This window comes from Amycolatopsis sp. NPDC003861 (assembly GCF_053605405.1).
This window is the reverse complement of the sequence record NZ_JBSGJD010000009.1, coordinates 42,874-55,574: the sequence shown is the minus strand read 5'-3', so window position 1 is coordinate 55,574 and position 12,701 is coordinate 42,874. Positions and strand designations below refer to the sequence as shown.

At 72.7% G+C, this 12,701-nt stretch carries 6 protein-coding genes; 5 read left to right on the top strand and 1 reads right to left on the bottom strand.

Annotated features, from left to right (window positions below):
• Positions 1-8 precede the first annotated feature (8 nt).
• The 5 genes from ACWEVN_RS04540 to ACWEVN_RS04520 are packed head-to-tail and all read left to right on the top strand — an operon-like array spanning position 9 to position 8,823.
• Entirely contained in the window at positions 9-1,043 is a 1,035-nt protein-coding gene (locus ACWEVN_RS04540) for a protein phosphatase 2C domain-containing protein (protein WP_452050261.1), read from the top strand.
• Positions 1,040-3,823, top strand: coding sequence for a CHAT domain-containing protein (locus tag ACWEVN_RS04535; protein ID WP_452050260.1), 2,784 nt, complete (start codon positions 1,040-1,042; stop codon positions 3,821-3,823). Before ACWEVN_RS04540 ends, ACWEVN_RS04535 begins: the two co-directional genes overlap by 4 nt.
• Before the next feature lie 16 nt (positions 3,824-3,839).
• Complete coding sequence (locus tag ACWEVN_RS04530) at positions 3,840-5,273, top strand: hypothetical protein (protein ID WP_452050259.1); 1,434 nt, start codon at positions 3,840-3,842, stop codon at positions 5,271-5,273.
• A complete protein-coding gene (locus ACWEVN_RS04525; protein WP_452050258.1) occupies positions 5,270-7,651 on the top strand; it encodes a caspase family protein in 2,382 nt (793 codons plus the stop codon). Before ACWEVN_RS04530 ends, ACWEVN_RS04525 begins: the two co-directional genes overlap by 4 nt.
• Positions 7,652-7,665: 14 nt before the next feature.
• Positions 7,666-8,823, top strand: coding sequence for a toll/interleukin-1 receptor domain-containing protein (locus tag ACWEVN_RS04520; RefSeq protein WP_449681371.1), 1,158 nt, complete (start codon positions 7,666-7,668; stop codon positions 8,821-8,823).
• Here ACWEVN_RS04520 and ACWEVN_RS04515 read toward each other — a convergent pair.
• A complete protein-coding gene (locus ACWEVN_RS04515) occupies positions 8,804-12,700 on the bottom strand; it encodes a CHAT domain-containing protein (RefSeq protein ID WP_452050257.1) in 3,897 nt (1,298 codons plus the stop codon). The genes ACWEVN_RS04520 and ACWEVN_RS04515 overlap by 20 nt on opposite strands.
• Position 12,701 lies beyond the last annotated feature (1 nt).

Here is a 12,701-nt window from a genome sequence, read left to right as displayed (position 1 = left end):
TGTCCGAAATGGACGGGACAGCGGGCACGACCGCGGCGGCGCACTCGCCGGAGGACGTCCTGCCGCGGACGGCCGAACCGGTCACCGGGCCGCCGGCCCCGGCGTGGCGCGGCGAGTTCCGGATCACGCCGTTCGCCGTCGGCGACCCCGGCCGGGCGGCCACCGCGCCGTCCTATCCGGATCCGGACCACTGGGACCAGCGCGACACGGTGCTCGACGGCTTGCTGCTGAACAGCGCCGAGGGACGGCCGCCGATGGTGCTGCGCGCGGCCAGCACCCGTGGCCGTGCCCACCGGTTCGCCGGCAAGGTCCGCCAGGACGCCTACGCCTTCCGGTGCGACGGCCGGTTCGTGGTCGCGGCGGTCGCGGACGGCATGTCGAGCCGCCCGCTGTCGCACCTGGCCGCGAACGTCGTCACCCGGCACGGCTGCCACCTGGTCGCCAAGCTGCTGGAGACGACGGACCCCGAAGCGCTGGACTGGGCGCACGTCCTGCGGGTGCTCGCCACGAAGGTGATCAACGCGGGCCGCCGCCAGCTGCAGGTGGCCGCGCAGCCCCGCGTCGTCGACCCGGACGCGCCGGAGGTGGCCCAGGCCCTCGCGACCACCGTCCTGTTCGCGGTCGTCGACATGCGCCCGGCTCTCGACGGCCATCCGGTTCACCTGCTGGCCCACGGCGACACCTCGGCCTGGGTGCTGCGCTCGGGTGTCCGCTGGGAGCCACAGCACCCGGTCAAGAACCAGGGGGCCACCGTGGCTTCCTCGGCCACCGCCGCGCTCCCGTACCTGCCCGAGCACCCGCCGCCGGTCGTCCGGACGCACCTCGCGCCCACCGACGTGCTGGTGCTCGTCAGCGACGGGGTGGCGGACCCCCTCGACGACGGGACCGGCCCGGTCGGAAGGTTCCTCGCCGCGAACTGGCGGCGTCCGCCCGAGCCGCTCGCGTTCGCCGCGCACGTCGACTTCGCCCGGCGGTCGCACGACGACGACCGGACCGCCGTGGCGATCTGGCCGGGGGAAGCCGGAGCGGGAGTGCTGCGGTGACGGGGACGCTCGCAGAGAACGCCGTCGTGATGCGGTGCCAAGCCACGGTGATCCGGGCGCTCACCGGCCGGTGTGCCGCGGCCGAGGTCGCCGAGGCGACTGCCCGCCTGGCGCAGCTGCCCACGGACCACCCCGAACGCGCCCGGATCGCCGCCGCGATGCTCATGGCGTTGTTCCGCGCGACCCATGCGAGCAACGGGGCGGCGACCGAATACGCCGCCTCCGCCGGTGACCTGCTGCGGCTGGCGGAAGCCGACCCGCCCACCGACCCGCAGTGGACGCAAACGCGGGCCCTGGCCCGGATGAGCGCGCTCCTGCACGCCGGGATGCAGGGGGAGCTGACCGATCTGACGCCCCTCGACGACGAACTCGGCGCCCTTGGCGACCTCGCCGGGGACAACCCGGAAATGGCCCCGGTTCTCGGCGTGCTGCGGACGATGTCGGGGTTCATGCGCGCGGTGAACGACGGCAACGAGAGCGTGGTCCGCCGCGTGCCCGACGAACTGGCGGCCCACATCGAGCAGCTGCGGGACCGGCCGGAGTTCGCGTCGCTGCTGGGCATGCTCGAACCCATGAGCCGGGCCTTCGCCGCCAACCAGCGCGGTGACCACGCCGAGACGCTGAAGTGGTTCGAGGCGAGCCGGCAGTCGGCCCAGCAGCTGTCGGGTCAGGATCTCGTCCAGCAGACGATGATCGACACGGTGACCCGCATGGAACCGTTGCGCGCCCTGCTCGGTGGGGCCGGCGAGGAGATGACGGAGGAACAGCTCGACCGGCTGCGGGAGCTGGCCGACCGGCCCGACGCCGCTGCGCACGACCGGGCCCTGACCCACCTCGCGCTGGGCGGCGCCTACCTGCGGGCCGGCCGGGAAACCGACCTCGGCCGGATCGACCTCGCCATCGGCCACTACCGGCAGGCACTGGAACTGCTGCCGCCCGAGCACCCGGAGCAGGCGTTCTGTCGTTTGTCCGTCGCCCTCGGCCTGTTCCGGCGGTCCGAGGTGGCCGCGAACACCGATGGTCTGGATGAGGCGGAGGAGCTGCTGCGCGGAGCGTGTGACCGGCTCGGCGGCCCGCAGCACCCGCACTGGGTCATGGCGAACGAACTGCTCGGCGCGGTCCGGGAGCGCAACGGGCACCACTACGACGTGGGGGAAACCGGCCTGCTCGCGCAGCGCAGCTACGCCTGGCGTGCCCTGCTGGAGTCCGACGCGGCCGGCGCGAAGATCGCGGTCCGCGATGCCGCCGACGGTGCCATCAGCCTGGCACGCCGTTGCCTGAACGCCGACAACCTCGTGGCCGCGTTGCGTGCCTTGGACACCTGCCGGGGTCTGATGCTGTTCGCGGCGACCGAACTCGCGAAGGTGCCCGCCCGGCTCGAAGCGGCCGGGCACGCCGAGCTGGCCCGGCGCTGGGAAACCGAAGGTGCCGAGTCCGGCGGGCTCCGTCGCGAGGTACTTTCGGTGCTCACCCAGGCTTCCGACGAGGCGGGCAGCCTGCTGGACCCGCCGAGCGTCGACGACATCCGCACCGCACTGGCGAACCTGGAGGCGGACGCGCTCGTCTACCTGGTACCGGCGGAATCGCCGCTGCCCGGTCTCGCGCTCATCGCTCCGGCCGACGGCCCGCTCGCGTGGATGGCCTTGCCGGAGCTGTCCGTCCACGACGACGAGGGCGTCGAACGGTATCTGATCGCCCTGGCCGACCGGTCCCGCGAACTCGTGACGCTCCCGGCCGAGCCGGAGGACATCCCCCCGGCCCGCGACCTCTCGGCCGTGCCGGAGGACGATCCGCTGACCGGCAGCTTCGACGCGTTGTGCGACTGGGCTTGGCGTGCGGCCATGGGCCCACTGCTGGACGGGTACCTCGGCGGGCGCACGCCGCGTGCGGACGGTGCTGTGCCGCGCATCGTGCTGATCCCGATGGGCGACCTGGCTCGCATCCCGTGGCAGGCCGCCCGGCGGCGAGATGGTGTCCACGCCGTGGAGCTGGCCGCGATCTCGCAGGCTGTCTCGGCTCAGCTGCTGTGCGAGAACGCCGCGCGCGCGCCGGTTGCGCTGTCCGCCGGGGGCCTGGTCGTCGGTGATCCGGACACCGGCCACGTCGCCCTCGGCCTCGACGCCGCCCGGCTCGAGGCACACACGGTCCGGCAGGAGTTCTACCGGGGCGCCCGGTACGTCGGCCGTCGGCCGAACGGGACAGTCAGCCCGTCCGGGCGTGGCACGGCGGATGAGCTCCGCCGGTGGCTCACCGATTGCGGACCCGGCGCCGGAGCCATGCTCCACCTCGCCTGCCACGGTTCGTTCGCTGCGGGGCTCGACGACGCGAAAGCCTTCCTCCTGCTGGCCGCGGCGGATCCGGCCGAACCGGGCTGCGGCGAGCTGTCGGCGGAGGAAATCCTCGAACTGCTCGTCGCCGTGCCGGAGCGGCAGGTCGGCCTGGTGGTCCTCGCCGCCTGCCACACCGGGCGGTCAGTGCACGGCTATGACGAGGCGTACAGCCTCGGCACCGCCTTCCTGACCGGCGGTGTCCGGTCGGTGCTGTCGACCCAGTGGAGCATCCCGGACGCGCAGACGCCGTCGATGATGTACCTGTTCCACCACTACTGCCGCCGGGAGGGGCTGCCGCCCTGGCAAGCGCTGCGGCAAGCCCAGATGTGGATGCTCGATCCCGCCCGGGTGCCGCCGGCGGGCATGCCCGCGGAACTCGTTGCGGCCGTGCCGTGCGGTGCACCCGCGCCGGTCGCCGCCTGGGCCGGCTTCATCCACTTCGGACACTGAACGGAAGGACGAACCGTTGACCGGAGACACGATCGCCGGGCTTCGCGCCGAGCTGGCGGACCTGGACGGCCCGGCCAGACTGAGTCCCCTCGTCCGGCTGGCGCAGCAGCTCGCTCAGCAGTACTGGCGGGCGGGCCCCGGCCGCCCGGCGGCCTTACCGGACCTCGACGGCGCGATCGCCGCCTGGCAGGAGTGCCTGCGCTACCTGCAGGAGGGCGACAGCGTTCGCGCGCAGGTCACCGCCCAGCTCGGATGGCTGCTGGGCGCGCGGTACAGCCTGCACACCGAAGACGACCGGGACCGGGACGTGGGGCTGCGGGTGCTGGGCGAGGCGTTGGACTCGCCGCACCTCGCCAAGGTGCACCGGGAGATGTGCCGGGTGCAGCTCGGGCAGCTCAGCTTGTTCAAGGTGAACAAGCTCTTCCAGACGCCGGGTGCGGCGATGCAGCTCGTGACCGGCGGTGCCCCCGCGGACGTCAAGGCCGACGTCGACCGCGCGGTCGCCTGCTTCCGCCAGGTCCTCGCCGAGGGGCCGTCCTCCGCCGACCTCGAGCGTACCGTGGAGCCGATGCTGGCGGTGGCCGAGATCATGCAGACCATGGTCGGCGGCACCGGCTTCGACCTGCAGGCGATGATGGGGGCGATGGCGAAGATGCAGGAGCTCCAGGGGCGCTTCGGCCGTCTTTCCGGGACGAATGCCGTTTTCCAGGGGACGGAAACGTTCTTCTCCTTCGCCGACATGCGGGCGGTCATGGAGACCGCGCCGATCGACCGTCCCGTCGCCGTCGTGGAACAGGCGCCGCCGGAGTCGGCTTCGCCGCAACCCCGGACGAAGCCCGAGCCGGCACCTACCGACAGCGATCGGCTGCGGAGCTCGCTGGCGGGCAAACTGGGCACCACCGACTCGGATCGGCCGGTCTGGGCACGCGCCGCCGATCTGCTGCTGCCGGACGCTCCCGGGCTCGAGATCGACGTCGTCGACGAATTGGTCGCGCTGGCGACGATGGTCGCCGAATCAGGGGAGAGCGACGCCGAAGAGGCCGCCGTGGACCGGTTCGTCCTGGCCGTGACCCTGAACCTGCGCAACCGGCTCGACGACGACGGCGACCGGGCCGACGCGGTCGCCGGCGCCGAAAGCCTGCTGGCGGCGGTGCTCGCCCTGCCCGCCGATCACCCGGCCACCACGACGATGCTGCTGGCCCTCGGCGCGTTCCTCGACGAAGCGCGGCCGTTCGGCGAGCCTCTGGAAAGCGTCGCGGGCGAATTCGCGGACCGGGTCGACGCGGTGCTCGCGGCCGGCGTCGCCGACCCGGCCGACCTCGCGGCCCTGCACGCCCTGCGGTGCCTCTGCCGCGCCACGGAGGCCGTCGGTGACTTCCGGCGCGCCGCGGTTCCCCCGGACTACCCCTGGCGCACCGCGCTCAAGGCGGCTGCGCAGGAGATCGGGTGAGCCCGGCGGGACGGCGCCGGGCGCTGCTGATCGGCGCGCGGACCGGCCGGCTGGCCGGCGTGGAGCGGGACGTCGCCGCGATGGGCGGGGCGCTGGGCGACTGGGGCTTCACCAGTACGACTTGTGCAGGAAGCGAGGCAACCCGGTCCGGAATCCTGGACGCGTACTCGCGGTTCGTCGACGAGACCTGCGTGGAGGACGCGGCCCTCGTGTACTACTCGGGCCACGGCGGGCGCAGCATCGCCCCGGAGGGCGCCCCGATCCAGTTCATCGAGCCGGTCGACTACGACAAGTCCACCGAGCACGACTTCCGGGGCATCACCTCGCTCGAACTGTCGCTCCTGCTCACCCGGCTGACCTCGAAGACGAAGAACGTGACAGTCGTGCTCGACAGCTGTCACGCCGCCCACATGTCCCGCGACCCGGAAAAGGTGGTCAAGGCGCGGTCGGCGCCGGTCCCGTACCAGCACCTCGCGGCCCACCTCGACCGGCTGCGGCGCGAGGACCCGTGGCTCGCCCGGTGGACGCCGCCGGGCAACCCGGACGCCGTACGCATCGTGGCGTGCGCGCCGGAGCAATCCGCGTACGAGTACGTCAACGCCGACGGCGTCCGGACCGGGCTGCTGACCGACGTGCTGGTCCGGACCCTCGCCGAGGCGAAGGACAGCAGGCTCGCGGTCTCCTGGGCCACGGTTGTCGACCGGGTGCGCCGCCGGGTCCTCGCGCTTCTGCCGGTCCAGCGTCCGGAAGCCGAAGGACCGGCCCGGCGGCTGCTGTTCGACGTCGCCGAGTCCGATCCGGTCGCGACGTTGCCCGCCGCCATGGTGGCCGGCAGGGTCCGGCTCAGCGGGGCCGCGCTCCTCGGGGTCGTGCCCGGCGACGAGTTCGTGGTCGTGCCCGGCGAATCCGCCGGTCCGGACGGGAGGCGGATCGGGGAGGTACGCGTCGACCGGGTGGATCCGGCGGCGGCCTGGGGTCACCTGCGGCCGGCAGCCGCGGAGCTGCCGCTCGGGGCGCGGGCCCACCCGCTGCGCACGGTCACGCCGGCGATGCCGGTCCGGCTGGCGGCCGCGGATCCGTGCCTCGCCCCGCTTACCCGGGCCGTCGAGGCCGCACCACTGATCCGGCTCGGCCGCCCCGGCGAGGAATCCCCCGTCGAGGTCGGCCGCGACGACGACGGCGGCCTGGTCGTGCACGACGAATCCGGGCCGCTGCACCGGCCTCGCCCGGCCGGCTCCGAAGGCGTCCGGCGGATCATCCGTGATTTGACCCGGGTGGCCCGCGCCCGCGCTCTTCGGTGTCTCAGCGAGCAGCCGGGGGAAGCACCGGACCTGCCGGTGTCGATCGAATTCGGCCGGGTCGAGGCCGGCCGCGCCGTGCCCCTGTCCACGTCGGGTTCCGTGCTGCACCTGGGGCAGCCGATCTACGTCCGGGTGCGCAACGAAAGCCCGGACCCGATCTACGTGTCCTTGCTGGACATCGGGGTCGCGTCGGCCATCTCGGTCCTGAACCCCTCCTCTCCCAGCGGCGTTCGGCTGCCGCCCGGAGGGCAGTACACGTTCGGCGGCAACGACCTGACCGGTGCTCTGCGCGGGGTGGCGTTGAGCTGGCCCGCCGAGCTCCCCCGTACGGTTCCGCGACCCGAGACGATCGTCGTCCTGGTGACGGCCGAACCCGTCGACAGCCGGGTCCTCGAGCAGGACGGAGTCCGGGCGGCGCCGCTCCGGACCGGTCCGTCCTCGGGGAGGAGCCTTCGCGTGCGCACGATCGATTTCGAGCTGGTTCCCGCGCCCGCGCTGCCGGTGGACACCGCCCACTTCGAGGTCGATGAGCGACCGGAGACCTCGACGTGGCTGTGGCGTCCCGGAACCGGGACTTCGGCCGACGTCGCGGTGTCCCTGCGTGACGTGGCCGCGAAGCCGGGGACCCGGCTGGATGTGCTGGTGGTGACCGGAAGCCCGGACGGGCCACCGGTGTACTTCGAACGCACCGAACACGTTCGTGCTCCGCGCCTTAACGAGCTGCCGGTCCACCGAGGACCGGTTACCGGCTACCTCGACATCGCGGTATGGGCCTCACTCGACAGCCCGGGAAGTCCTTCCCTGCACGAACTGCTGCGCGAGCGTCCGGTCGCCGATGAGCCGGGCGAGCCGGACGTGGCGGAACCGGCGACCTTGGCCGGCGCCCGCTTCACCACGAACATCGTCAATGCCGCCGACGCCGCGCTCCGGGCGGCGTCAGCCGATTGCGCCGGGCTGTACCGGACGACGCTGCTGGGCCACGAAGAGTTCGGTGCCGGACGGCCGGACATCCGGACCACGCTGCAGGCAGGGCGGGTCTCCTTCCGGTGCCTGGTCGAAGAAGTCACACCCGATTAGACCCAGGAGGATCCGTGCGTTCGTCAACGGACAACCCGATGGCGGGCAGTGTCCCGCTGTTCCTCGACGTCCTGGTGCGGTCCGTCGATCTGGCGCCCGGCGGCATCGAGATCGGCCTGATCCGGTTCTCCGGCTGGCAGCTGCACCGGATCGATCCGCTGCCGGCCGGCTTCGCCGGGCACGCGGCGTATCTGGTCCGGGTGAACTACGAGTTCGACGTGCCTCCCGGGGAGACGCCGCCGGCCTGGGCGGAGGTGCAGTTCGCCTTCGACGCCGCCGAGGTGATGGTGGTCGACGTGATCCCCCGCGCGGTCACGGTCGCCGAGCCCGCACGCACCTACGAGCTCACCGGGCAGCTCAACTTCGTCCGCCGCGCCGACAGCCGCTCCTGCTGGGCGGCCGACGCGAGCGAAGCCAACGTCGCGCTCCCCGCCGTCCGTCCGGAGGTGGCCAGCTTCGGACTCGGGAGTGCGCGGGTGCGGTGGCGGCACTCCGGCGGTGTCCATGTCGGCACGCACACCGCGTGGCTGGTCCTGCTGACCCCACCTGACTACACCGAGCTGCCGGTGCTGGCCGGCGGTGCCTACCACCTGGCGGCGGACGGCGGGCTCGGCCTCCGCGCGAGCGGTGAGCCGGACGCGTTCACCGTGCGGCTCCCGGGAGCGCCGCGACCGGACGTCCCGGCCATGCCCGCCGGCGACGGCAGGCCCCGCGTCTTCGTCTCCTACGCGCAGGAGTCCCTGGCGCACAAGCAGGCCGTCATGAGGCTGTGCCGGCTGCTGAGCCGGGCCGGCGTCGACGTGCGTGTCGATCAGGACGGCCTGGAACACCGTCGCAACTGGGACGAGTGGACCACGACCCAGCTCCTGCGCACCGATTACGTGATCGTCGTGGCGTCACCGGTGTACAAAGCGGTGGGCGACGGCGAACTGACCGACGGGACGCGCCACCGCGGTGTCCGGTCGGAGTACGGCAGGCTGGCCGACCTCCTGCACCGCGAGCGGGACCGGTGGACGAAGAAGGTGCTGCCGGTCGTCCTGCCGGGCCGGTCGCCCGACGAGATCCCCCTGACGTTCCTCCCCGCGATCGCCGACCACTATGTCCTTTCCGACATCACGGCGGACGCGGCCGCGGAGCTGCTGAAGGTCCTGTTCACCGCCCCTGCGGAGTGAAGCCGGCCCAGCTCTCGATGCCGATCGCGCGGGACCCGGGCGGCCGCAGCTCCAGCAGCGGCTCCGGCATCCCGTCGAGCGACGGTGCTTCCTCGAGCAGGGCCATCTGCGCCCGGCGCAGCGCCTCGGCGGGGGCGGGGGCGAGGCCGTGGCGGCGCACGTTCTCGTGGAACAGCCACATCAGCGCGGCCGTGCACCAGCCGGCGGGCACCCGCCACAGGGAGCCCACGACGGTCCGGGCGCCGATCGCCAGGAAGGTCGCCGAGAGGGACAGCGCCTCGTCGTAGTCCACTCCGGACACCTGGGTCGTGCACCCGGCCAGGACGACCAGCGCGAGTTCGAGGGGCCGGGCCGGGCTCAGCTCCAGGAGGTCCCGCGCCGACAGCGCGCCACCGGCCAGCTCGATCCGGGACTGCAGGGGGCTGCGCATGTCCGCGAAGGCGTGGCAGGCAAGGTGCAGCACGCCGAGCGGGTCGCGCAGGTGGTCTCGCACCTGTTCGGAGGTGCCCGAACCGGCCGGGGCCGGGACCCACCAGTGCGCCTGGCCGGTGCCGCCCAGGAAGACACCGCCGGGGTAGCAGGAGTCCCGGATGGCCACTGCTTCGGCGGCACCGTCCGGCAGGTCGCCGACGGGATTCCCGACCAGCAAGGCGGCGTCGTTGCGCACGTGGGGGCGGGCCACGGCTTCGCAGAGCAACCGCCCCGAAGGGACGTACGAGACGGTCGCGTCCTGCACGAGGTGCCGGTCGTGGCCGTCGACCTGACGATACGCGGCGTGCCACGGCACCAGCCCGAGGACGCCGAGCGGCACCAGGACGAGCCGTGGATCGCGCCCGGCGATCTCGGTGGCGTGGGCGAGGAGTTCACCGGCTGCGGCGTCCCAGGCCCAGCCGCAGACTTCGCGCAACTCGGTGCACCACTGCCGGTACTCGGGCCCGGTCGGGTCCTTCGCGTCGTCCCACGCGGCGTAGGCCTCCTGGTAGCGCTTGACCGGCTCGGCCTCGCCGAGCTTCGGCAGCGGCCGCACCACCGGGTCACCCTCCGCAGAAACGAGAACGGCGAGCGCCCCGTGGTGGTCGTTCGCCGGCAGGAGATAGGCGAGAACGTCGGAACCCTGCGTGCGCAAGGCGTTCCGGAGCTCCTCGACGCCGGGCGGGCTGAGGAGGTCTTCCGAGTCCTTGGCCAGCACTCGGAGCACCTTGCGCCGCAGACCACCCCAGCGGGTGCCCGGCCCGCCGTGCTCGGGAGTCAGCGGCTCGTCGACGCCTCCGGTGGACTCCCATTCGAGCGCGAGCCGGTCCTCGCCGAGGCTGCTCAGCTGGGCTGAGGCCGCCCGCGTCGTGTTGGCCGACCGCAGCACCAGGCTGCGCCGCGCGTCGACGATCTGGACGAGTTCCGCCACGGCACCGTCGTCGACGCACCAGGCGGTGAGCCGGTCGGCGGCGTCCATCGCGGTGCGCGCGATCTCCATCGCGTGCTCGCTCTCGGACTGGATCAGCACGCGCCAGGCGGCGTTCTCCACGATCTGCCGGGCGAGCTTGCGGCTTTCGGCGAAATCTCCGGAACGGCCGCGCCGCCGCAGCGCGGCAGCGAGTGAGGTCGCCTGCTCGGTGACCAGCGGGGTGCCGTCCCGGTGGATCCCGGTGAGACACGCCCGGTAGGCTTCGATCGCCCGCTCCAGCGCCTCGGTGTCGCTCGGGTCCAGCAGCGAGAGGTTGTCGTACGCGACGGCTCGCGGCACGTGCACCCCCAACGCCTCCTCTTCGTCGGCCGGAACCTTCATGGTCGACCACCGCGCGCAGATTTCCCTCAGCGCACCGGCATCTTTGTTCCTGATGGCGACGAGCACTTCGTCGCTGGCCATTACCGGTGCCAGCAACTTCCTGAGCCACGATTCGGCGCGCGCGCTGTCACGAGCGGGCGGCGGGTCGGTCCCCAAGGCGGCTGCCCCGGTACGGAGGACAATTTCGAGCATGTCGTAGAGCGGCTCGTTGGTGGGGTTGGGCGGCAGTGCGTCCAGAAGGTCCCAGGCACTCCGAGCGAGCTGGAAGACTTCCGGTATCTCCTTCCCCGCCTGGACGGCTCGGTTCACCTCGTAAACCCGGTGCATCGCCGCGGCTTCGGCGCGGGTGGCCGGATCCGCGGCCTGGTCGTCACGGACGCCGGCGAAATAGGCCAGCCCTGCGTCGAAGGCACTCAAGGATCCGGTGGCCGATCCCACCATGGCGAGCAAGGGGTGCATGAGCAACGGAAGGTCGTCCAGGCCCTCCGACAGCTGCGCTTCGGCGAGCGTCCTTCGCAGGGCGGAGAAGTCCGCGTCGCCGTCACCGGTGACGATGCGGGCGGTGTTGCCGAAGAATTCCGTCATCGCTTCCAAGACCGACCGGAGCTCCGGAGGCAGCTCCAGGACATCGAGGGCGTTCCGGAACAGCGGGCTCATCGAGTTGAGGAGGGTGCGGAATGCGCCGAGGTCGGTGGTCACTTCGTGGGAGCCCTTGGAGACCAGGTAGTACCAGGACATCCCGACCGTGTACGAGAGCCAGGCCGCTTCTTCGGAGAGCGCGCCCGTGGCCGCCGCGTCGTCGACGGCCGCGTGTGCCTGCCGCACCCACTCCACCACGGGCTGCCGGGCGATCAGCTCGCGCAGGTCCGGCCGATGGCCGTCCTGGAAGACCGCCTGGAGCCGCCGAGCGTGGAATTCGTACGTCAAGGCGGGTTCCGGAACCGGGAGCCCGATGCCGTGGCCGACCGCTTCCAGGACCGCGTCCGCGTGGCGCTGGTCTCCGGTCTGTTCGAACAGGTCGCTGTGCGTCTCGGCGAGCCGGCTCCAGACGAGCCAGTCGTCCCCGGCGTCCGGGCCCTGTCCGGTGGCGCCGTGGGCCAGCCACTCGGCGGCCGCGGTGAGATCGGCGAGGCTGCCGGTTTCTTCCCCACGGTCGAGCAGCGCTTCGCCGTACCACACCGCGGTTTCCGGTTCGGCCGGGTCGGCGACGACGGCGAGGCTTTCGATGATCCGGTCGAGGTCGTCGGGGTCCGGGTTCCCGGCCCGGCGCGTCAGCAGGAGTCTGGCCAGCAGCAGGTGACGCATCGGCCGCGCGGGATCGTCGTGCGGGGTGGCCTCGACGGCCGCCGTCGCCAAGGAGAGGGCGGTGTGGAGGTCGTCCGGGTCCTCGTCCTTCGCGTAGCGGTCGCGGTGGAGTCCCGCCAGTGCCGACATCCCCTCCGGCAGCATGGGATGCCCGGCCGGTAGGCACCCCACAGCGTTGTCCACCAACCGGATCGCGTGCCGCAGGTCGATGTCGGCGGCCAGGATGTCGTACCGGACGCTGAGCAGCCGGCCGCGGTGCAGGTCCAGCAGCGCGCGATCGGCGGGGTCCGCCAGCTGCTCGCCCAGTGCGGACAGCGCCGCCAGTGTGTCGTCGAGTTCGTGCCGGCGCGTCTCGGCGGACAGGTATTCGTCGCTCCACAGCGCTGCCAGCCGGTCCGCGTGGATGTCGGCGACCGTGAGCACCGCTTCGGCGAGCTCATCGGCGGTCGTCGCGGTCGCGACGGCCTGCTCGCCCCAGTGCAGCGCGGCGGTCCACTGTGTACCGTCACCGGTGATGGCCTGGTGGGCGCGCCCCACCGCGAGCGCGGTCCGCCAGGAGCACGACAGCGGGTCGTCGGCGGCGAACGCGAGCCCGTGTTCGAGCAGGAGTGCCGCGGTGTCGAGGTCGGCCGCGAAGCCGGGGGCCGAGTCGTCGAGCGAATCCACGAGGAGGTAGCCGACGGCCCCGGTCCGGCTCGCATCCACGGCCGTCGGATCCCGCTCGACCTGCGCGGCCAGTTCGCCGGCCCGGTGGCGGAGCTCGGCTTCGCTCAGGTGCCCGGTCGTCATC